Genomic DNA, 20,440 nt, shown 5'->3' on the forward strand with positions numbered 1-20,440 from the left:
TTGCTATCCTCGCGGGCATGAAAACATCACTGCCTCTCAGCCTGATCGCGGCCCTCGCCGAGAACCGCGTCATCGGCATCGACAACAGCATGCCCTGGCATTTGCCGGGGGATTTCAAGTATTTCAAGGCCACCACGTTGGGCAAGCCGATCATCATGGGTCGCAAGACCTGGGATTCGCTGGGGCGCCCCTTGCCGGGGCGTCTGAACCTGGTGGTCAGCCGTCAGCCGGGCCTGGTGCTGGAGGGCGCCGAGGTGTTCGGTTCGCTGGATGAGGCCATCGTGCGGGCCGAGCAGTGGGCGCTGGAGCACGGTGTGAAGGAGCTGATGCTGATCGGCGGTGCGCAGCTGTACGGGCAGGCGCTGGAACGCGGGCTGGCGGATCGGCTGTACCTGACGCGGGTCGAGCTCAGCCCGGTGGGGGATGCGTGGTTCCCCGAGGTGGATGCGCAGCAGTGGGCGATGAAATCGACCCAGGCCAATGCGGCTGAAGGGGACAAGCCGGCTTATCACTTCGAGGTGTGGGAGCGGCGTTGATGCATTCGCCGGCAAGGCCGGCTCCTACACGATTGCTGTAGGAGCCGGCCTTGCCGGCGAAGGGGCCTTCAGCTATGCGTCAACTGCGCATGCTCATCGGCCTCCAGCAGCACCTTGTCGGTCTGCCCCATGGCCTGGCTGGTCAGGGTACCGGCCACCATCGCACCACTCACGTTCAGTGCCGTGCGGCCCATGTCGATCAGCGGCTCGACCGAGATCAGCAGCGCCACCAGCTCCACCGGCAGGCCCATCGCCGGCAGCACGATCAGCGCGGCGAAGGTCGCACCGCCACCCACCCCGGCCACCCCGGCCGAACTCAGGGTCACGATGGCCACCAGCGTGGCGATCCACAGCGGGTCGAGCGGGTCGATGCCCACCGCCGGGGCCACCATCACCGCCAGCATCGCCGGGTACAGGCCTGCGCAACCGTTCTGGCCGATGGTCGCGCCGAACGAGGCGGCAAAGCTGGCAATCGCCTGAGGGATGCCCAGGCGACGGGTCTGCGCCTCGATGCTCAGCGGAATGCTCGCCGCACTGGAGCGGCTGGTGAAGGCAAAGGTCAGCACCGGCCATACCTTGCGGAAAAACCGCAGCGGGTTGACCCCGCCCAGGCCCAGCAGCACACCGTGCACCACGAACATCAGGCCCAGGCCGATGTACGACACCACCACGAAACTGCCCAGCTTGAGAATGTCGTCCAGGTTCGAGCTGGCCACCACCTTGGTCATCAGCGCCAGCACGCCATATGGGGTGAGCTTCATCACCAGGCGTACCAGGCGCATCACCCAGGCCTGCAGGGTGTCGATGGCCACCAGCGCACGGTTGCCCTTGTCGGCGTCGTCCTTGAGCAGTTGCAAGGCGGCCACACCGAGGAACGCGGCGAAGATCACCACGCTGATGATCGAGGTCGGCTTGGCCCGGGCCAGGTCGCCCACCGGGTTGGTGGGGATGAACGACAGCAGCAGTTGCGGGATGTTGAGGTCGGCGACCTTGCCCGCGTAGTCACTCTGGATGGTCTGCATGCGCGCGGTTTCCTGCACGCCGGCCACCAGGCCTTCGGCGCTGAGGCCGAACAGGTTGGTCAGGCCGATGCCGATCAACGCGGCGATGGCCGTGGTGAACAGCAGGGTGCCGATGGTCAGGAAACTGATCTTGCCCAGCGACGAGGCGTTGTGCAGGCGTGCCACGGCGCTGAGGATCGAGACGAAGATCAGCGGCATGACGATCATCTGCAGCAGGCCCACATAGCCGTTGCCGACCAGGTCGAGCCAACTGATGGTGCTTTTCAGGACCGGGCTGCCGGCACCGTAGATGGCATGCAGGGCACTGCCGAACAGCACGCCGACGATCAGGCCGACCAGCACTTTCTTGGCCAGGCTCCAGGAGGTCTTGCTGGTTTGCGCCAGGCCCAGCAGCAAGGCTGCGAACACCAGCAGGTTGAGAAACAGCGGCAGGTTCATTGAAGCTCCAGACAAAGGGCGGGGCGTCGCGTCTGTGCGCGATTGCGAACAGAAATGCTAACAGCCTGAAAAACAACGAAATTAGATCTAAATGGAATTTAGATAGATGGTTTTGGAATAACCATATTCCTCGGCAAGCAAAGACGGACGAAAACAGATGCGGGGCTGGGGTGTAAGGGGCAGATGTTGCCGCCCTCTGTACCGGCCTCTGCGCCGGCAACGCCGGCTCCTACGGGGGCCACGGCGTCTGTAGGAGCCGGCGTTGCCGGCGAACACCGCACCGCAGGCAAAAAAAACCGGCGCCTGGGCGCCGGTTCTTTATTTTGCCAGACCTTACAGACCGTCCAGCATCGCCTTGTTGCGCACAGCGCCTTTGTCGGCGCTGGTGGCGAGCAGGGCGTAGGCCTTGAGTGCGGTGGTCACCTTGCGCGGACGCTGCTCGACCGGCTTCCAGCCCTTCTTGTCCTGCTCGACACGCCGCGCCGCCAGCTCTTCATCGCTGACCAGCAGGTTGATCGAACGGTTGGGAATGTCGATCAGCACCTTGTCGCCGTCGCGCACCAGGCCAATCGCGCCCCCTGCTGCCGCTTCCGGCGAAGCATGGCCGATGGACAGGCCCGAGGTGCCGCCCGAGAAGCGCCCGTCGGTCAGCAGCGCACAGGCTTTGCCCAGGCCCTTGGACTTCAGGTAAGAGGTCGGGTACAGCATCTCCTGCATGCCCGGGCCGCCTTTCGGCCCCTCGTAGCGGATGATCACGATGTCGCCGGCCTGCACTTCGTCGGCCAGAATGCCGCGTACCGCGCTGTCCTGGCTTTCGAAGATCTTGGCGTTGCCTTCGAACACATGGATCGACTCGTCGACGCCTGCGGTCTTCACCACGCAGCCATCCAGCGCGATGTTGCCGTACAGCACGGCCAGGCCGCCTTCCTTGGAGTAGGCGTGCTCGAAGCTGCGGATGCAGCCGTTCTCGCGGTCGTCATCCAGGGTTTCCCAACGGGTCGACTGGCTGAACGCGGTCTGGGTCGGGATGCCGGCCGGGCCGGCCTTGAAGAAGTGGTGCACCGCTTCGTCGTCGGTCTGGGTGATGTCCCACTTGGCGATGGCTTCTTCCATGCTGCGGCTGTGCACGGTCGGCAGGTCGGTGTGCAGCAGGCCGCCACGGGCCAGCGAACCGAGGATGCTGAAGATGCCGCCGGCGCGGTGCACGTCTTCCATGTGGTACTTCTGGATGTTCGGCGCCACCTTGCACAGCTGCGGCACGCTGCGCGACAACCGGTCGATGTCGCGCAGGTCGAAGTCGATCTCGGCTTCCTGGGCGGCGGCCAGCAGGTGCAGGATGGTATTGGTCGAGCCGCCCATGGCGATGTCGAGCATCATGGCGTTCTCGAACGCCTTGAAGTTGGCGATGTTGCGCGGCAGTACCGACTCGTCGTTCTCGCCGTAGTAGCGCTGGCACAGTTCGACGATGGTGCGGCCGGCCTTGAGGAACAGCTCTTCGCGGTCGCTGTGGGTGGCCAGGGTCGAACCGTTGCCCGGCAGGGCCAGGCCCAGGGCTTCGGTCAGGCAGTTCATGGAGTTGGCGGTGAACATGCCGGAGCACGAACCGCAGGTAGGGCAGGCGCTGCGCTCGTATTCGGCGACCTTTTCGTCACTGGCCGAGCTGTCGGCGGCGATCACCATGGCGTCGACCAGGTCCAGGCCGTGGCTGGCCAGCTTGGTCTTGCCGGCTTCCATCGGGCCGCCGGACACGAAGATCACCGGGATGTTCAGGCGCAGGGCGGCCATCAGCATGCCGGGGGTGATCTTGTCGCAGTTGGAGATGCACACGATGGCGTCGGCGCAGTGGGCGTTGACCATGTACTCGACCGAGTCGGCGATGATCTCGCGACTGGGCAGCGAGTACAGCATGCCGTCGTGGCCCATGGCGATGCCGTCATCCACGGCGATGGTGTTGAATTCCTTGGCCACGCCACCGGCGCGCTCGATCTCGCGGGCCACCAGCTGGCCCAGGTCCTTCAGGTGCACGTGGCCCGGCACGAACTGGGTGAAGGAGTTGGCGATGGCGATGATCGGCTTCTTGAAGTCGGCATCTTTCATGCCGGTGGCGCGCCACAGGGCGCGTGCGCCGGCCATGTTGCGACCGTGGGTGGACGTTTTCGAGCGGTAATCAGGCATGAAGCACTCCTGGCGGCTAATCAGGTAACAAAAAGGGGAGTGAGCTTCTCTTGTCCTTTGCACCGAAGGCAGGTGGCCGCTGGTACGGATGAGGCCGAAAACACCACGGGATCGCCGAGGGCTCGACCAGAGCTCATAAACCCGCCGGGGATGACTGGCGATGAATAGGCCGATTCTACACCGCTGGCGGCGGGAAGGAATGGCGCATTGGGCGGTTGGGCGTTTTCGCTGCGCGCGGGCCGCCCAACCGCCATGGCGTTCAGCCGGCCTCGGAGAAGTGCACCAGCTTCACGCGCTTGCGAAAGCCGCCGGTCAGCACGCCCAGGTACACCAGGCCGAGGGTGAACCAGGTCATGCCGATGGTCAGGGTCAGTGCCGACAGGCTGGTCCACAGCCACAGTGTGAGGCTCATGCCCACCAGCGGCACCACTCCGTAACGCAGCAGCCCCGAGAGGTTGCGGTGGCAGGCTTGATCGACCAGGTGCGTGCGCACCACCGCCAGGTTCACCGCCGAGAACGCCACCAGCGCGCCAAAGCTGATCAGCGAGGCCAGGGTGGTCAGGTCGATCACCAGTGCCAGCAGGGAGAACACCGATACCACCAGCGTGGCGAACACCGGGGTGCCGAAGCGTGGCGAAAGGCGCCCGAACCAGCGCCGTGGCAGCACCTGGTCGCGGCCCATGGTGTACAGGATGCGCGACACCGCAGCCTGCGAGGCCAGTGCCGAACCCAGGCTGCCGGCCACGAAGGCCGCGGTGAAGAAGTTGGCGAGGAACTGCCCGCCGGCCTTGAACATCACTTCATTGGCTGCCGCATCGACGTTGGCGAAGTGGCTGCCCGGCAGTACCAGCTGGCTGATGTAGGCCAGCACGGTGAACAGCAGCCCGGCGCCCAGGGTGGTGAGCAGGATGGCGCGCGGCACATCGCGTTGCGGGTCGCGGGTTTCCTCGGCAAGGGTCGATACCGCGTCGAAGCCCAGGAAGGACAGGCACAGTACCGCTGCCCCGGTCATCAGGTGGCTGAACCCGGGCCGGGTGCCGTCACCGAGCAGGGGCGACAGCAGGTCGATGGGCGCGCCGTGCAGGCTCTTGATCGACAGCGCGGCGAACACGCCGATGAAGATGATCTGCGCGCCCACGATCAGGTTGCTGGCCTTGGCCACCGAATGGATGCCGATCACGTTGAGCACGGTCACCAGGGCGATGGCGGCGACGATGATGCCCCACACCGGCAGTGCCGGGAAGGCGATATTGAGGAACAGCCCGATCAGCAGGTAGTTGATCATCGGGATGAACAGGTAGTCGAGCAGCAGCGACCAACCGGCCAGAAAGCCGATGTTGGGGCCGAACGCCAGGTGGGTATAGGAGTAGGCCGAGCCCGCCACCGGGAAGCGTTTGACCATGAAGCTGTAGGACGTCGCGGTGAACAGCATGGCCAGCAGGGTCACCAGGTAGGCGCCTGCGGTGCGGCCACCGGTGAGCTCGGTGACGATGCCGTAGGTGGTGAAGATGGTCAGCGGCACCATGTACACCAGGCCGAAGAACACCAGGGCGGGCAGCCCCAGCACGCGGCGCAGTCGAGCGGTATCTGAAGTGCCAGGATGAGAGCGGTCGATAGAGGACATGGGTCGAACCTGCATTGTTTTTATTTTGATTGAGTCGATTTTTATCTGCTTATGTCGCCTGGATCAATGAAAAATTTGCCCTTATGGATTATTGGCCTGGATTTTTATCGATATATGTGCATGGCTGCATGAGGTCTGTGCGGCGCTGCAATGATGTCGACGTGCTCTAGCCGTGCGGGGTCGCCTGGCCCTAGACTGCGCGCCTTGTGCATCACCCCTCGCAAAAGGACTTGGAATGCCCGTGCTCAACCGCTCCGTGCTGTATTACCTCGCCATCGCCCTGGTACAGGGGGCGCTGCTGCTCACCTTCATCCATTACCGCAACCCTTTGCTCGCGGTGTTCTGCGCCACGCTGGCCCTGGTGGGCGGCATCAATCTGCAACTGCTGGGCGGCGCGGTGCGCCAGCGCGGCACCTGGCTGCTGGTGGCCGGCCTGGCGTTGCTGATGGCCAGCGTGTCCGCCTGGCTGTATGCGCAATCGGCCGACGGCTGGCTATGGATGCGCTGGATACCGGCCTCGCTGGTGCTGGCCTATATCGGCGCGGCGTTCATCCTCAGTTGGCCGACCCGCGACGGCAATCGCCTGCGCTATCAGGACCTGTACCAGCACGCCTGGAACAATGCCTTCATCGTGCTGCTGGCGCTGCTGGTGACCCTGGCGTTCTGGTTGCTGCTGTGGCTGTGCGGGCGGCTGTTCACGATTCTGGGCGCGCCGGTGCTCAGCGATATCTTCGCCTCGCTCGAATTCATCTGCGTGTGCCTGCCGATCTTCTTCTCGCTGGGCATCCGCATGGGGCGCCAGAACGACAAGGCCATCGGCCTGCTGCGCAATGTGCTGCTCACCGTGTGTCGCTACCTGCTGCCGCTGTGTTCGCTGATTGCGGTGGTGTTCACCCTGGCGCTGGCGGTGACCGGGGTCGCGCCGATCTTCAACACCGGTTACTCCACCAGCATCCTGCTGTGCCTGGTGGGCAGTACGCTGTTTCTGCTCAACGGCGTGTTCCAGGACGGCGAGCACGATGCCGGTTATGCCAGGCCCCTGAAGCTGCTGGTGAACGCCAGCCTTGTGTGCCTGCCGCTGCTGATGGCGCTGGCGTGCTATTCGAGCTGGCTGCGCATCGACCAGTACGGCCTGACCCCGCAGCGCTTTCTGGCGATGCTGCTGATCGGCATCGCGCTGGTGCACAGCCTGGCCGCGCTGTGGGCCATTCGCCCGCGCCAGGCGGTGTGGCTGGGCAGCTTGCGGCGCAGCAACCCGTTGATCGCGCTGCTGAGTTTCGTGGTGCTGATGCTGGTGTTCACGCCGGTGCTCAACCCGTTAACCTACAGTGCCGCCAACCAGATGGAGCGGCTGTTGAGCGGGCGCACCTCGGCGGATGCGTTCGATGCGCGCGCATTGCGCTACCGGCTCGGCAAGCCGGGGATCGAGCAGTTCGAGCGGTTGTCGCGCCTGGTCAAGGAGGGGCAGATCCTGGATGCGCCAAGCCGCGAGCTGCTGGCCGATCGACTGCTGGAGGCCGAACCGGTGAGCATGTCGCCGCGTGAGTACGGACCCAAGCTGGAATGGATCGGGCCTGCGCCGGAGGACAGTGCGCAGATGCTCAACCTGACCCTGATCGAGAGCCAATGCGGCAGTTCGGGGTGTGCTGCCTGGCAGGTGGACCTGGATGACGATGGGGTCAACGAAGTGCTGGTGGTGCCCAAGCACGAGTATTCGACGTCGGCGTTCGTATATGCGCGTCACGAGGGCTTCTGGCGTGACTATGCGCGGGTGGATGGGATCGGCACGGGGCGCGCACTGATCGAGCAGATTCGGGCGGGCACGCTCAAACTGGCGAAACCGCGCTACAAGACCCTGGTGATCGACGGGCGAGAACTGGGAATGATGCCTTACCCGCAGCGCGATTGAGTGCACCTGCCTGCAGGAGCCGGCCTTGCCGGCGAAAGGCCGTTACAGGCAAAAAAAATCCCGGCACCTGGCCGGGATTTTCATTCAGCGCGATCAGCTGTTGGGCAGCAGCCGGCAGGTGATGCTCTTGATGTAGCGCGTTTCCGGGATCGCCGGGTGCACCGGGTGGTCCGGGCCCTGGCCGCCGCGTTCGAGCAGCTGCATGTTGCGATCCAGGTGGCGGGCGCTGGTCAGCAGGATGTTCTGCAGGTCGTCTTCGGGCAGGTGCATCGAGCACGAGGCGCTGACCAGAATGCCGTCCTTGCTCAGCAGGCGCATGGCCTGCTCGTTCAGGCGGCGGTAGGCGCCTTCGCCGTTCTTCAGGTCCTTCTTGCGCTTGATGAACGCGGGCGGGTCGGCCACGATCACGTCGAAACGCTCTTCAGCGGCCTTGAGCTCGCGCAGCGCCTCGAACACATCGCCTTCCACGCAGGTGACCTTCTCGGCAATGCCGTTGAGCGCCGCATTGCGCTCCACGCCATCCAGGGCAAAGCCCGAGGCATCCACACAGAACACTTCGCTGGCGCCGAACGCACCGGCCTGCACGCCCCAGCCACCGATGTAGCTGAACAGGTCGAGCACGCGCTTGCCTTTGACGTAGGGTGCCAGGCGTGCGCGGTTCATGCGGTGGTCGTAGAACCAGCCGGTCTTCTGGCCTTCCATCACCGGCGCTTCGAATTTCACGCCGTTCTCTTCCAGCGCCACCCACTCCGGCACCAGGCCGAACACGGTTTCGACGTAGCGGTTCAGGCCTTCGGCATCACGCGCCGCCGAGTCGTTCTTGAACAGGATGCCGGTGGGTTTGAGCACCTGCACCAGGGCGGCGATCACGTCGTCCTTGTGCTGTTCCATGGTGGCCGAGGCCAGCTGTACCACCAGGATGTCGCCGAAACGGTCGACCACAAGGCCCGGCAGCAGGTCCGAGTCGCCGTACACCAGGCGGTAGAACGGCTTGTCGAACAGGCGCTCGCGCAGCGACAGGGCCACGTTGATGCGGTGCACCAGCAGCGACTTGTCCAGGGCCAGCTTGGCGTCGCGCGACAGCAGGCGCGCGCAGATCAGGTTGTTGGGGCTCATGGCGACGATGCCCAGCGGCTTGCCGCCGGCACCTTCGAGCACCGCCTGGTCGCCGGCCTTGAAGCCATGCAGCGGGGTCGCGGCGACGTCGATTTCGTTGCTGTACACCCACAGATGGCCGGCGCGCAGGCGGCGGTCGGCGTTGGCTTTGAGGCGAAGGCTGGGCAGGGACATGACGTCGCTCCGGAAAAAAGAGCGGGAGTATAGCGCGTCGGCCGGGCACGCGGCTCGGCCGGCGACAAATAGCCGATCAGGCGCCCAAAGCGCGCAGCAGCTGGGTGTTGAAGGCGGGAATATCGTCGGGCTGGCGGCTGCTGATCAGGTTGCGGTCGATGACCACGGCCTGATCCTGCCACTGCCCGCCGGCATTGGTGATGTCGTCGCGCACGGTCTTGTAGCTGGTCATCTTGCGGCCCTTGACCAACTGGCTCGACACCAGCAGCCAGGCGCCATGGCAGATCACCGCCAGGGGCTTGCCGCTGGCGTCGTGGGCCTTGACCAGCTTCTGGGCACCGGGGTCGATGCGTATGGTGTCGGAGTTCTGCACGCCGCCGGGCAGCACGATGGCGTCGTAGACCGCGACGTCGGCCTTGTCGAAGGTGTTGTCCACAGTGAAGTCGTCGGCGGGCTTGTCATGGTTCCAGCCCTTGACCGTGCCCGGTTTGGCCGAGAGGATGTCGACGCGCACGCCGCTTTGCTCGAGGGCCTGCTTGGGCCCGGTGAGTTCTACCTGCTCGAAGCCGTCGGTGACCAGCATGGCCACGCGCTTGCCGTTCAGTTGGGTCGTCATCTGCGTGCTCCTGTTGAGTTGAACCTGTAGTAAGCAGGCAGCCCTGGGGCAGGCAAAGTTCCTTCTGAATCCATCAACGGGTGTTTCCCGGCCCGCCTGCAGGGTTAGAATCGCCCTTCAGCCCCGAGTATGTATCTATGTCCCAGGAACTTACCGCCGAACAGATCCAGCAAGCCCTGCAGGGCATCAGCGTACCGCCCCAGCCGCAGATCATGGTCGACCTGCAGTTCGAGCAGTACATGCCCGACCCGGACCTGGAGACCATCGCCAAGCTGATCTCCCAGGACCCGGGCCTTTCCGGCGCACTGCTCAAGCTGGTCAATTCGCCGTACTACGGGCTGACCAACAAGATCGCCTCGATCCAGCGCGCGGTGAACCTGCTGGGCAGCCGCTCGATCATCAACCTGATCAACGCGCAGTCGATCAAGGGCGAGATGAGCGACGACACCATCGTCACGCTCAACCGCTTCTGGGATACCGCCCAGGACGTGGCCATGACCTGCCTGACCCTGGCCAAGCGCATCGGCTCGCAGGCGGTGGACGAAGCCTATGCCCTGGGGCTGTTCCACGATTGCGGCGTGCCGCTGATGCACAAGCGCTTCCCCGACTACATGCATACCCTGGAGCAGGCCTACGCCGAGGCCGGCCCCGACAAGCGCGTGGTCGACACCGAGAACCGCACGTTCAACACCAACCACGCCGTGGTCGGCTACTACACGGCCAAGTCGTGGCGCCTGCCCGAGCACGTGAGTGCCGCCATCGCCAACCACCACAATGCCCTGGCGGTGTTCAGCGACGACTCGGCGCGCAACACCCAGCTCAAGAACCTGCTGGCCATTCTGAAGATGGCCGAGCACATCTGCAGCTCGTACCGGGTGCTGGGCAACCAGAGCGTGGACCACGAATGGAACACCGTCGGGCACCTGGTGCTCGACTACGTGGGCCTGTCGGAGTACGACTTCGAGAACCTCAAGCAGACCATCCGCGAAATGGGTGCGCACTGACCCATGCCCGAGCTACCTGAAGTCGAGACCACCCGCCGCGGCATTGCGCCGTACCTTGAAGGGCAGCGTGTCAGCCGTGTGGTGGTGCGTGAACGGCGCCTGCGCTGGCCGATACCCGAAGACCTCGACGTACGCCTGTCGGGGCAGCGCTTCGTGTCGGTGGAACGGCGTGCCAAGTACCTGCTGCTCAACGCCGAGGTGGGCACGCTGATCAGCCACCTGGGCATGTCGGGCAACCTGCGGCTGGTGGAGATCGGCCTGCCGGCGGCCAAGCACGAGCATGTGGACATCGAGCTGGAGTCGGGGCTGGCGCTGCGCTACACCGACCCGCGCCGGTTTGGCGCGATGCTCTGGGCCCCCGACCCGTTGCAGCACGAGCTGCTGCTGCGTCTGGGCCCGGAGCCGCTGACCGACCTGTTCGATGGCGAGCGGCTGTTCCAGCTGTCGCGCGGGCGCTCGATGGCGGTCAAGCCGTTCATCATGGACAACGCGGTGGTGGTGGGGGTGGGCAACATCTATGCGACCGAGGCGCTGTTCGCGGCGGGCATCGACCCGCGGCGCCCGGCCGGGGGCATTTCGCGGGCGCGCTACCTGCGCCTGGCCATCGAGATCAAGCGCATCCTGGCCGCCGCCATCGAGCGTGGCGGCACCACCCTGCGCGACTTCATCGGCGGCGACGGCCAGCCGGGCTACTTCCAGCAGGAACTGTTCGTGTACGGGCGCGGGGAAGAACCGTGCAAGGTGTGCGGCACGGTGCTGCGCAACGTGACCCTGGGCCAGCGCGCCAGCGTGTTCTGCCCGCGCTGCCAGACCTAGCGGCCTGTATCAGGCCTTGCCGGTGATCCTGCGGTACTTGGCCATCAGCTCGTCTTCGGTTTCCGGGTGCGCTTCATCCAGCGGGATGCAGTCGACCGGACAGACCTGCTGGCACTGCGGTTCGTCGTAATGGCCAACGCACTGGGTGCACAGGTTGGGGTCGATCACGTAGATCTCTTCGCCCTGGGAGATGGCGGCGTTCGGGCACTCGGGTTCGCAGACGTCGCAATTGATGCAATCGTCGGTGATGATCAGGGACATGGGGACTCCGGCCGGGGCGTCAGGCCCGGGCATATGAAAACCAATGGGCACAATTGTGCCGCATTAACGCCCGCAGTGCACGCGGGCGCGGTTTTCGATGCGGGCGCGGTTACTTCTTGAAGCGCTCGGTGAGTGCGTCAGCCACTACCGGGTGCACGAACTTGGTGATATCGCCGCCCAGCGCCGCGATTTCGCGCACCAGGGTCGAGGATATGAACGAATAGCGCTCGGACGGCGTCAGGAACAGGCTTTCGACGTCGGGCGCCAGTTGCCGGTTCATGTTCGCCAGCTGGAACTCGTACTCGAAGTCCGAAACCGCGCGCAGGCCGCGCAGGAATACATTGGCCTGCTGCTCCTTGGCGAAATGCGCCAGCAGCGTGGAGAAGCCGATGACCTGCACGTTGGGCAGGTGCTTGGTGACCTCACGCGCCAGCTCTACCCGTTGTTCCAGGGGGAACAGCGGGTTCTTCTTGGGGCTGGCGGCGACCGCGATGATCACCTCGTCGAACAGCCGGGAGGCCCGCTCGACCAGATCGCCATGGCCTTTGGTAATAGGGTCGAATGTACCTGGGTACAACACTCGGTTCATCGCGTCGTCCTGGCAGGAGTGCGTTTGGGAGTCGGATGGTATCGCAGCAGCTGCGGTCGGCCAAGTCGCCATCGCCGGCTCAAGGCACTATAGACAGGCGTGATAATGCTTGTCACCCGCTGCAGGCCGAGTGTCTGGTGCCTTGAAAGTATCGACCCCATCGCGGGTCAGGCCCGCTGCCACAGGCTATGCATCTCTTTGTGGGAGCGGGCCTGACCCGCGATGGGGTCGCTGCAACGTCAGCGAATGAACAGACGATAGACCCACCGCTGCAGCGCCTTCCCATACGGCGGATAGATCAGCCGCGCCGCATTCACCCGCGACTTGGCGAACACCGCCCGGGCATGACTGAAGGTCTTGAAGCCCTCGTGCCCGTGGTAGTTGCCCATCCCCGACGGCCCGACCCCGCCAAACGGCAGGTCGTCCTGGGCCACGTGCAGCAGGGTGTCGTTCAGGCACACGCCGCCGGAATGGGTCTGCTCCAGCACCCGCCGCTGCTCGGCACGGTCGTGGCCGAAGTAGTACAGCGCCAGCGGGCGCGGGCGCTGGTTCACATAGGCCAGCGCCTCGGCCAGGCTGTCATAGGGCACCACCGGCAGCAGCGGGCCGAAGATCTCGTCCTGCATCACCTGCATGCTGTCATCGACCTGCAGCAGCACCTGCGGCGGCAGGCGCCGACCTTCGCGGGCTTCGCCGGGGTACAGGTCGAGCACGCTGGCGCCCTTGTCGCGGGCATCGCGCAAATAGCCTTCCAGGCGCGCCAGGTGACGCACATTGATGATCGCGCTGTAGTCCGGGTTGTTTCGCACCTGTGGATAAAACCGCAGCACCGCCTCGCGATAGGCCTGCACGAAGCCCTCCAGGCGCTCGCGCGGGACCAGCGCGTAGTCCGGGGCAACGCAGGTCTGCCCGGCGTTGAGGGTCTTGCCGAAGGCGATGCGCTCGGCCGCCTGGGCCAGCGGTACACTGGCCGACACGATGGCCGGCGACTTGCCGCCCAGCTCCAGGGTCACCGGGGTCAGGTTGGTGGCTGCCGCCGCCATCACCTGGCGGCCGATGCTGGTGGCGCCGGTGAACAGCAGGTGATCGAACGGCAGGCGCGAGAAGGCCTCGCCCACGCCAGCATCGCCCAGCACCACGCTGACCAGGTCGTCGGGAAACACTTCGCCCAGCAGGCGCTGAAGCAGCGCCGCGGTGGCCGGGGTGGCTTCGCTGAGCTTGAGCATCACCCGGTTGCCCGCTGCCAGCGCCGCGGTGAGCGGGCCGATGGCCAGAAACAGCGGGTAGTTCCACGGCACGATGATGCCCACCACGCCCAGCGGCTGGTACAGCACCCGCGCGCTGGCCGGCTGGAACGCCAGGCCCACCGTGCGTCGCACCGGCTTCATCCAGCCCTTGAGGTGGCGCTCGGCGTGGCGAATGCCCTGCACGCTGGGCATCAGTTCGGCCAGCAGGGTCTCGTCGGCACTGCGCCCGGCAAAGTCGCGGTCGATCGCCGCGACCAGGGCCGACTGGTTCGCCAGCAGCAGCCGGCGCAGGCTGGCAAGCCACTGCAGGCGCTGCGCCGCCGGCGCCATGGGCAGCCCGGCAAAGGCCCGGCGCTGCTGTTCGAACAGGGTCTGGAGGGGCATGCGGGCTCCATGGCAGGGCAAGTGTGCCTGGAGCATATACGCCGGTTGTGCAGGTGGTACATCCCGTGGCGGATACGCCGTAAGATAAGCCTATTCCTTCAAGCTCATGCCTTTGGAGCTGACCATGGCACCGCGCATCAAGACCCGCGAGCTCATCGTGCAGAACAGCCTCGAGCTGTTCAACCAGCAGGGTGAACGCAGTGTCAGCACCAACCACATTGCTGCGCACATGGAAATCTCGCCGGGCAACCTCTATTACCACTTCGCCAACAAGCAGGCGATCATCGCCGTGCTGTTCACCCAGTACGAGGCGCTGGTGGAAGGCTTTCTGCGCCCGCCCCAGGGGCGCGCCGCCACCGTCGAGGACAAGCGCTTCTACCTCGAGGCGCTGCTGTCGGCGATGTGGAACTACCGCTTCCTGCACCGCGACCTCGAACACCTGCTCGGCCACGACCCGACCCTGGCTGCGCGCTACCGACGTTTTTCGCAGCGCTGCCTGCTGCAGGGCCAGGCCATCTACCGAGGTTTCGTCGAGGCCGACATCGTGGCCATGGACACCGTGCAGATCGAATCGCTGACCCTCAATGCCTGGATCGTGCTGACCTCCTGGGTGCGCTTTCTGTGCACCACCCGCGAGCACTCCGCGCACCTGAGCGAAGAGGCGATCAAGCGCGGCGTGTACCAGGTGCTGGTGCTGGAGCTCGGTTTCGTCACCGCCAGCGCGCGCCCTGCAGTGGATGCGCTGTGCAAGGAATTCTACGTGCCGCTGGACCAGGCACTGGAACAGTAGGCCGCCCACCCCCTTTGAATCGATATGGAGACCGACATGCCACTCGCGCAACTGATCGCACCCCAGCAACTGGCAGAGCGCCTGGGCGCTCCGAAGCTGGTGATTCTCGATTGTCGCTTTGCCCTGGAAGACGTCGACTATGGCCAGCGCAGCTATGCCGAAGGGCATATCGCCGGCGCGCACTTTGCCGACCTGGAGCGTGACCTGAGCGGGCCGGTGGTCAAGGGCGTGACCGGTCGCCACCCCTTGCCCGACCCGCAGCAACTGATCCAACGGCTGCGCAGCTGGGGCATCGACAACGACAGCGACGTGGTGCTCTACGACGATGGCCCCGGAGCCTTTGCCGCGCGGGCCTGGTGGTTGCTGGCATGGCTGGGCAAGCGCGACGGGGTGGCGATCCTCGATGGCGGGCTCAAGGCCTGGCACGCGGCCGGGTTGCCGCTGAGCCTGGATGCCTGTGACAAGCGTGAAGGCAGCTTCAGCGGGCAGCCCGATGCGAGCCTGGTGCTGGACGCCGCCGAGTTGGCCAATGGCCTGGGCACGCCCGACCTGACCCTGCTCGACGCCCGTGCGCTGCCGCGTTTTCGCGGCGAGGTGGAGCCCATCGACCCGGTGGCCGGGCATATCCCCGGTGCGCATTGCGCGGCCTTCACCGACAACCTGGGGCCCGATGGTCGTTTTCTGTCGCCCCAGCAGCTCAAGCAGCGCTTTGCCGCCTTGCTCGGTACGCGCCAGCCGCAGGCGCTGGTGGCCTATTGCGGCTCGGGGGTGACGGCCTGCCATAACCTGTTCGCCCTGGCTTTGGCCGGTTATCCGCTGGCGCGGCTGTACGCCGGTTCGTGGAGCGAGTGGATCACCAACCCGCAGCGTCCGGTGGCCAAGGGCGACTGATCAGGCCCCGCTGGCCAGCCACTGTGGAATGCGCCGCTCCAGGTAGTAGCCGGGTTGGCGCAGGCTGCCGTCGACAAAGCCCACGTGACCGCCATGACGGTGCAGCTCCAGGGTGGTCTGGCTGGCCAGTTCGGCGGCCCCTGGCAGGCTGTGGCTGAACACGAACGGATCGTCCTGGGCATGGATGATCAGCGTGGGCGTACGGTTTTCACCCAGGTAGTAGCGGCTCGACGAGCGCTGGTAGTAGTCGTGGGCGTCGCTGAAGCCGTTCAGCGGCGCGGTCACGCGGCCGTCGAAATCCCAGAAGGTGCGCAGGTTTTCCAGCGGGCCGAGGCGGTCCAGGGTTGCCAGGCCCTCATGGTGACCGTGGTGCTGGAAGTGGCGCTGCTTGTCCTTCACGTAGCCCAGCATGGCGCGCATGAAGTGCGCCTGGTACACCCGTGAAAACCCCAGGCCGATGCGGTCGGCGCACTGGTCCAGGCGAAACGGCACCGACACCGCCACGGCCGCCTGCAACTGGCTGGCCGTACCCGCTTCCCCCAGGTGCTTGAGCAGCACGTTGCCACCCAGCGAATAACCCACCGCGTACAGCGGTGCCTGCGGGCGCTGGGTGCGCAGGTGGGCGATGACTTCGGCCAGGTCTTCGCTGGCGCCGGAGTGGTAGCTGCGCGGCAACAGGTTCGGCTCGCCCGAGCATCCGCGCCAGTTGACCGCCACGCTGGCCCAGCCCTGCGCCGCCAGGGCGCGCTGCAGGCCGATGACGTAATGGGAGGTCGACGAGCCGGTCAGGCCGTGCAGTACCACCACCAGTGGCGTGGTGGTGGCAAGCGGGCCGTGCCAGTCCAGGTCGAGGAAATCGCCGTCGGCCAGCCACAGGCGCTCGCGCCGATGTGCAAGCGGTGGCGACTTGCGCCAGAGCGGGCCCCAGAGCGTTTGCACATGGGGGTTGCGCAGGCCGGTGGCTGGCTTGAACGGGGGTGGGGTGGCGCTGGACATCGTCGAGGTCTCTTGAGCGGGCGGCAGACCCTGTGATCAGTGTATGTGCGCAAGCGCAGGTCTGCTGCCGCCAAAGCATATTCAGCAGTTGTCACTTCGGGCAAGGGCTGTCGGTTGGCGAGGCTGAGGTCGTGGAAGGGTGTGCTGGGCGAGTGCCGGGCCGCTGAGGGTCAGCAGCCCGGCGGTGGTGCAGGCGGCACGCACAAGCCGGTTGGTGATCGGTGCCGTACCTGGGGGGCGCCGGAGCACGATCAGGCAAAGCACCTCAGGCGGCGGCTGCAGTTTGCTGGAGGCGGGGCGACGTTCAGCCGCGCTCCCACAAGGCATAGTGCACCTGACCGGCCTTCTTTTCCCGGTGCAGGCGCCAGTTGCCCGGCAGTTGCAGGGTCGACGGCGCGGTTTCGCTTTCGGTGTAGATCCACGCGTGCTCGGCCAGCCAGTGGCGCTCTTCGAGCAGCGCACAGGTGGCCGGCAGCAGGTCCTGGTGGAAGGGCGGGTCGAGGAACACCACGTCGAACGGGGCCTTGGGCTCGCCTTGCAGGTAGCGCACCACGTCGGTCTGGATCACCTGCCCGGTGGGGCAGCGCAGCAGCTCCAGATTGTCCTTGAGGTTCTCGATGGCGGCGCGGTTGCTGTCCAGCGCCACGGCCGAGGCCGCGCCGCGCGACAGCGCTTCGAGAAACAGCGCGCCGCTGCCGGCAAAGGCATCCAGCACGCGGGCGCCCTCGATGTGCGCGGTCAGCCAGTTGAACAGGGTTTCGCGCACCCGGTCGGGGGTAGGGCGCAGGCCCGGTGCGTCAGGAAAGCTCAGGCGGCGGCTGCGCCACTCGCCGGCGATGATGCGCAACTGGCCCTGGCCGCCGTGGGCGGCGGCCTTGGATTTGGCGGATGGACTGGCCATTAATGCTCCGGTACGCCAAGCGGCTGCTCGGCGGGTTTGTCAGTGGGCGGTGGCAGCGGCTGTTGCGCCACCTTCGGCCCGGCGGTCACGATGACCATCTTGTCGGCGGCCAGGTGCTTGTTGAGGGCAGCACGCACCTGCTCGACGGTGAGGCTCTGGGACTTCTGCATGAAGTCCTCGAGGAAATTCAGCGGCAGGTCATAGAAGCCGATGGCCCCCAGTTGGCCGACGATGCTCGCATTGCTGGCGGTGGACAGCGGGAAGCTGCCGGCCAGTTCGCGCTTGGCATCGTCCAGCTCCTGCTGGGTGGGGCCGGTCTTGAGGTAGTCGCGCAGGATGTCCTGTACCAGCTTGAGCGTGCCTTCGCTGAGTTCGGCACGGGTCTGCAGGTTGATCATGAACGGGCCACGCACCTGCATCGGGCTGAATACCGAGTACACGCCGTAGGTCAGGCCGCGCTTTTCGCGCACTTCGCTCATCAGGCGGGTGCCGAAGGCGCCGCCGCCGAGGATCGAGTTGCCCAACGACAGGGCCGCGTAGTCCGGGTCGGCGCGGTCGATGCCCAACTGGGCCAGCATCAGGTGGGTCTGCTTGGACGGGAAGTCGATGTGGTTGACGCCCGGCTTGGGTTCGCTCGGTTGTGCCAGCTTGGGCAGCGCCGGGCCCTTGGGCAGCGCGGCGGAGACCTGCGCGGCAATCGCCTCGGCTTCAGTGCGGCTGAGGTCGCCGACCAGTGCGATCACCACGTTGCCGGCGGCATAGGCCTTGGCATGGAAAGCGCGCAGCTGGTCCAGGGTGATCGGCGGGATGCTCTTGGCGTCGCCATCACTGGGGTGCCCGTAGGGATGCTTGCCGTAGAGCTTCTCGAACAGCTCGATGCTGGCCAGCTTGCCGGGGTTCTGCTTCTGGTACTCGAAGCCGGCGAGCATCTGGTTCTTGATGCGCTTGAGCGCGTCTTCAGGGAAGGTCGGCTTGCCCACCACTTCGGCGAACAGCTTCAGGGCCGGCTCGCGCTTGTCCTTGGCGCTCAGGCTGCGCAGCGAGGCCACCGCCATGTCGCGGTAGGCACCGTTGCCGAAATCCGCGCCCAGGCCTTCGAAGCCGGCGGCGATGGCGCCGACGTCCTTGCCCGCCACGCCTTCGTTGAGCATGGCGTTGGTCAGGGTGGCCAGGCCCGGCAGGTTACCGTCCTGGCTGCTGCCGGCGGCGAAGGTCAGGCGCAGGTCGAACATCGGCAGTTCGTGGGCTTCGACGAACAGCACCTTGGCGCCTTCGGCGGTGTTCCAGGTCTTGATGTCGAGGTTGCGTCGGCTCGGTGCCTTGCCGTCCAGCTCGGCCAGCGATTGCAGGTTGGCGCCGGGCTTGGCGGCCGCGGTGTCGGCATGGGCGGGGCTGGCCAGGCACACGGCGCTCAGCAGCAACGCGCCGAATACGCCGCGGCCCTTCGGGGTGTGGCGTGGGGTGGTGTGCTCAGTCATGCGCCTGCTCCTCGGGCAATACATGCGCAACGCTCAGGCGTTCGCGGGTGAAATAGGTGCGGGCGGCACTCTGGATGTCGGCCGGGGTCACGCTCTTGAGCTCGTCGAGCTCCTTGTCGATGAGCTTCCACGACAGCCCGACGGTCTCCAGTTGGCCGATGGTGGTGGCCTGGCTGCTGATCGAGTCGCGGTCGTAGACCAGCCCGGCGATCACCTGGGCGCGCACGCGCTCCAGCTCTTCAGCGGTTGGCGGGGTGGTTTTCAGCTCGTCGAGCAGCTTCCAGACGCCGCTTTCGACCTCGGCCAGGGTCTTTTTCTTCTGCGTGTTGGGCACCGCGGAGAGCACGAACAGGCTGTCGCCACGGGTGAACGGGTTGTAGCTGGCCGACGCGCCGGCCACCAGCTCCTGACCGCGTTCCAGGCGGGTGGCCATGCGCGCGCTGTAGCCGCCGTCGAGCAGGGCCGCGATCAGGCGCAGGGCGTGCACGCTGCGCGGGTCCTTGGCGGTGGCCAGGCCCGGCACGTTGAAGCCGTAGATCAGGCTCGGCAGTTGGGTGCGCACATGCACGGTGAGCTGGCGCAGGCCCGGCTCGGCCAGTTCCAGCGGCAGTTTGGCAGGGGGTGTGGCGCGCTTGGGGATGGCACCGAAGTAACGCTGGGCCAGGCCCTTGACCTCGTCGGCGGTGACGTCGCCGACCACCACCAGGGTGGCGTTGTTGGGCACGTACCAGGCTTCGTACCAATGGCGCAGCTCTTCGACCTTCATGCGTTCGAGGTCGGCCATCCAGCCGATGGTAGGGGTGTGGTAGCCGCTGGCCGGGTGGGCCATGGCGCTGAACAGCTCCATGGCCTTGGAGTTGGGCTGATCGTCGACGCGCAGGCGGCGCTCTTCCTTGATGACCTCGATTTCGCGGCTGAACTCTTCGGGCGGCAGGCGCAGGCTGCCCATGCGATCGGCTTCCAGTTCCAGGGCCACGCCCAGGCGGTCGCGGGCCAGCACCTGGTAGTAGGCGGTGTAGTCGTCGCTGGTGAAGGCGTTCTCTTCGGCGCCCAGGTCACGCAGGATGCGTGAGGCTTCGCCAGGCCCCAGCTTGTTGCTGCCCTTGAACATCATGTGTTCCAGGGCATGGGACAAGCCGGTCTGACCCGGGGTCTCGTAGCTGGAGCCGACCTTGTACCAGACCTGCGATACCACCACCGGGGCGCGATGGTCTTCACGCACGATGACCTTGAGGCCGTTGTCGAGGGTGAATTCATGGGTGGGCTGGACGTCGGCGGCAACCGCCACCAGGGGCATGACAATTGTGCTGAGCAGCAGGCCGGCGGCGCGGCGGGCTAGAGCATTCATTGATGATTCAACCTGTAGGGCTGCCCGCATGGCCTTAGCGTCGGCGGGCTAGGAGGTGCTAGGATACTGATCCGGTTGCCTGACGACCATGCCTGTCGAGATCAAGCGTTGCAGGCGTCCCGACA

18 protein-coding genes are annotated in these 20,440 nt (G+C 65.7%); 6 read left to right on the forward strand and 12 right to left on the reverse strand.

What is annotated here, in order from left to right; translation table 11 throughout:
• The first annotated feature begins 17 nt into the window (after nt 1-17).
• Complete coding sequence (locus tag CR917_RS19600; protein ID WP_104572825.1) at nt 18-536, forward strand: dihydrofolate reductase; 519 nt, start codon at nt 18-20, stop codon at nt 534-536.
• Nucleotides 537-604: 68 nt separating this feature from the next.
• Here CR917_RS19600 and CR917_RS19605 read toward each other — a convergent pair whose 3' ends face one another.
• From CR917_RS19605 to CR917_RS19615, 3 genes are all read right to left on the reverse strand, one after another.
• Nucleotides 605-1,996: an L-cystine transporter gene (locus CR917_RS19605; RefSeq protein WP_058541775.1), complete on the reverse strand. Its 1,392-nt coding sequence runs from the start codon at nt 1,994-1,996 to the stop codon at nt 605-607.
• 333 nt (nt 1,997-2,329) lie between these two features.
• A complete protein-coding gene (ilvD, locus tag CR917_RS19610; protein WP_043860003.1) occupies nt 2,330-4,171 on the reverse strand; it encodes a dihydroxy-acid dehydratase in 1,842 nt (613 codons plus the stop codon).
• A 259-nt stretch (nt 4,172-4,430) separates the two neighbouring features.
• The gene (locus CR917_RS19615) at nt 4,431-5,795 is read right to left on the reverse strand and encodes an APC family permease (RefSeq protein WP_043860002.1); all 1,365 of its coding nucleotides are present in this window, start codon (nt 5,793-5,795) and stop codon (nt 4,431-4,433) included.
• A gap of 235 nt (nt 5,796-6,030) precedes the next feature.
• On the opposite strand from CR917_RS19615, the gene CR917_RS19620 reads away from it, so the two are divergent.
• Nucleotides 6,031-7,704, forward strand: a complete 1,674-nt coding sequence (locus CR917_RS19620; RefSeq protein ID WP_104572826.1) for a DUF4153 domain-containing protein — start codon at nt 6,031-6,033, stop codon at nt 7,702-7,704.
• 93 nt (nt 7,705-7,797) lie between these two features.
• Here CR917_RS19620 and CR917_RS19625 read toward each other — a convergent pair whose 3' ends face one another.
• Both CR917_RS19625 and CR917_RS19630 read right to left on the reverse strand, forming a co-directional pair.
• Nucleotides 7,798-8,994: a class I SAM-dependent rRNA methyltransferase gene (locus CR917_RS19625; protein ID WP_043860000.1), complete on the reverse strand. Its 1,197-nt coding sequence runs from the start codon at nt 8,992-8,994 to the stop codon at nt 7,798-7,800.
• Between the two features lie 76 nt (nt 8,995-9,070).
• A complete protein-coding gene (locus CR917_RS19630; RefSeq protein WP_043859999.1) occupies nt 9,071-9,610 on the reverse strand; it encodes a type 1 glutamine amidotransferase domain-containing protein in 540 nt (179 codons plus the stop codon).
• Between the two features lie 137 nt (nt 9,611-9,747).
• Between CR917_RS19630 and CR917_RS19635 the strand changes: the two genes are divergently transcribed.
• Together CR917_RS19635 and mutM are read left to right on the forward strand one after the other, a co-directional pair.
• Nucleotides 9,748-10,614 (forward strand): HDOD domain-containing protein, encoded by an 867-nt coding sequence (locus CR917_RS19635; RefSeq protein ID WP_043859998.1) that lies wholly within the window; start codon nt 9,748-9,750, stop codon nt 10,612-10,614.
• A 3-nt stretch (nt 10,615-10,617) separates the two neighbouring features.
• Nucleotides 10,618-11,430 (forward strand): bifunctional DNA-formamidopyrimidine glycosylase/DNA-(apurinic or apyrimidinic site) lyase, encoded by an 813-nt coding sequence (gene mutM / locus CR917_RS19640; protein ID WP_058541780.1) that lies wholly within the window; start codon nt 10,618-10,620, stop codon nt 11,428-11,430.
• Nucleotides 11,431-11,439: 9 nt separating this feature from the next.
• Here the strand turns inward: mutM and CR917_RS19645 are convergent, their stop codons facing one another.
• The 3 genes from CR917_RS19645 to CR917_RS19655 form a co-directional block, all read right to left on the reverse strand.
• On the reverse strand, nt 11,440-11,691 hold the full coding sequence (locus tag CR917_RS19645) for a YfhL family 4Fe-4S dicluster ferredoxin (RefSeq protein ID WP_011531711.1): 252 nt from the start codon (nt 11,689-11,691) through the stop codon (nt 11,440-11,442).
• 109 nt (nt 11,692-11,800) lie between these two features.
• A complete protein-coding gene (coaD, locus tag CR917_RS19650) occupies nt 11,801-12,280 on the reverse strand; it encodes a pantetheine-phosphate adenylyltransferase (RefSeq protein WP_043859996.1) in 480 nt (159 codons plus the stop codon).
• 239 nt (nt 12,281-12,519) lie between these two features.
• A complete protein-coding gene (locus CR917_RS19655) occupies nt 12,520-13,947 on the reverse strand; it encodes a coniferyl aldehyde dehydrogenase (protein WP_104572827.1) in 1,428 nt (475 codons plus the stop codon).
• Between the two features lie 88 nt (nt 13,948-14,035).
• Between CR917_RS19655 and CR917_RS19660 the strand changes: the two genes are divergently transcribed.
• Together CR917_RS19660 and CR917_RS19665 are read left to right on the forward strand one after the other, a co-directional pair.
• Nucleotides 14,036-14,701, forward strand: a complete 666-nt coding sequence (locus CR917_RS19660) for a TetR/AcrR family transcriptional regulator (protein ID WP_043859994.1) — start codon at nt 14,036-14,038, stop codon at nt 14,699-14,701.
• A gap of 36 nt (nt 14,702-14,737) precedes the next feature.
• Nucleotides 14,738-15,592 (forward strand): sulfurtransferase, encoded by an 855-nt coding sequence (locus CR917_RS19665; protein WP_104573198.1) that lies wholly within the window; start codon nt 14,738-14,740, stop codon nt 15,590-15,592.
• On the opposite strand, the gene CR917_RS19670 is transcribed toward CR917_RS19665, so the two are convergent.
• The 4 genes from CR917_RS19670 to CR917_RS19685 form a co-directional block, all read right to left on the reverse strand.
• Entirely contained in the window at nt 15,593-16,588 is a 996-nt protein-coding gene (locus CR917_RS19670) for a hydrolase (RefSeq protein WP_043859993.1), read from the reverse strand. It abuts the gene before it with no gap.
• 304 nt (nt 16,589-16,892) lie between these two features.
• A complete protein-coding gene (gene rsmD, locus CR917_RS19675) occupies nt 16,893-17,489 on the reverse strand; it encodes a 16S rRNA (guanine(966)-N(2))-methyltransferase RsmD (protein WP_043859992.1) in 597 nt (198 codons plus the stop codon).
• Nucleotides 17,489-18,907 (reverse strand): M16 family metallopeptidase, encoded by a 1,419-nt coding sequence (locus tag CR917_RS19680; protein WP_371920456.1) that lies wholly within the window; start codon nt 18,905-18,907, stop codon nt 17,489-17,491. Before CR917_RS19680 ends, rsmD begins: the two co-directional genes overlap by 1 nt.
• A 52-nt stretch (nt 18,908-18,959) precedes the next feature.
• The gene (locus CR917_RS19685; RefSeq protein ID WP_043859990.1) at nt 18,960-20,315 is read right to left on the reverse strand and encodes a pitrilysin family protein; all 1,356 of its coding nucleotides are present in this window, start codon (nt 20,313-20,315) and stop codon (nt 18,960-18,962) included.
• Nucleotides 20,316-20,440: the final 125 nt, after the last annotated feature.

Source organism: Pseudomonas sp. BRM28 (genome assembly GCF_002939405.1).
Taxonomy (GTDB): Bacteria; Pseudomonadota; Gammaproteobacteria; order Pseudomonadales; family Pseudomonadaceae; genus Aquipseudomonas; species Aquipseudomonas palmensis.

Bases quoted from the DNA above. Each gene is read 5' to 3' on its own strand.
- CR917_RS19600 (WP_104572825.1), top strand. From the start codon at position 18: ATGAAAACATCACTGCCTCTCAGCCTGATCGCGGCCCTCGCCGAGAAC.
- CR917_RS19605 (WP_058541775.1), bottom strand. From the start codon at position 1,996: ATGAACCTGCCGCTGTTTCTCAACCTGCTGGTGTTCGCAGCCTTGCTG.
- ilvD (WP_043860003.1), bottom strand. From the start codon at position 4,171: ATGCCTGATTACCGCTCGAAAACGTCCACCCACGGTCGCAACATGGCC.
- CR917_RS19615 (WP_043860002.1), bottom strand. From the start codon at position 5,795: ATGTCCTCTATCGACCGCTCTCATCCTGGCACTTCAGATACCGCTCGA.
- CR917_RS19620 (WP_104572826.1), top strand. From the start codon at position 6,031: ATGCCCGTGCTCAACCGCTCCGTGCTGTATTACCTCGCCATCGCCCTG.
- CR917_RS19625 (WP_043860000.1), bottom strand. From the start codon at position 8,994: ATGTCCCTGCCCAGCCTTCGCCTCAAAGCCAACGCCGACCGCCGCCTG.
- CR917_RS19630 (WP_043859999.1), bottom strand. From the start codon at position 9,610: ATGACGACCCAACTGAACGGCAAGCGCGTGGCCATGCTGGTCACCGAC.
- CR917_RS19635 (WP_043859998.1), top strand. From the start codon at position 9,748: ATGTCCCAGGAACTTACCGCCGAACAGATCCAGCAAGCCCTGCAGGGC.
- mutM (WP_058541780.1), top strand. From the start codon at position 10,618: ATGCCCGAGCTACCTGAAGTCGAGACCACCCGCCGCGGCATTGCGCCG.
- CR917_RS19645 (WP_011531711.1), bottom strand. From the start codon at position 11,691: ATGTCCCTGATCATCACCGACGATTGCATCAATTGCGACGTCTGCGAA.
- coaD (WP_043859996.1), bottom strand. From the start codon at position 12,280: ATGAACCGAGTGTTGTACCCAGGTACATTCGACCCTATTACCAAAGGC.
- CR917_RS19655 (WP_104572827.1), bottom strand. From the start codon at position 13,947: ATGCTCCAGGCACACTTGCCCTGCCATGGAGCCCGCATGCCCCTCCAG.
- CR917_RS19660 (WP_043859994.1), top strand. From the start codon at position 14,036: ATGGCACCGCGCATCAAGACCCGCGAGCTCATCGTGCAGAACAGCCTC.
- CR917_RS19665 (WP_104573198.1), top strand. From the start codon at position 14,738: ATGCCACTCGCGCAACTGATCGCACCCCAGCAACTGGCAGAGCGCCTG.
- CR917_RS19670 (WP_043859993.1), bottom strand. From the start codon at position 16,588: ATGTCCAGCGCCACCCCACCCCCGTTCAAGCCAGCCACCGGCCTGCGC.
- rsmD (WP_043859992.1), bottom strand. From the start codon at position 17,489: ATGGCCAGTCCATCCGCCAAATCCAAGGCCGCCGCCCACGGCGGCCAG.
- CR917_RS19685 (WP_043859990.1), bottom strand. From the start codon at position 20,315: ATGAATGCTCTAGCCCGCCGCGCCGCCGGCCTGCTGCTCAGCACAATT.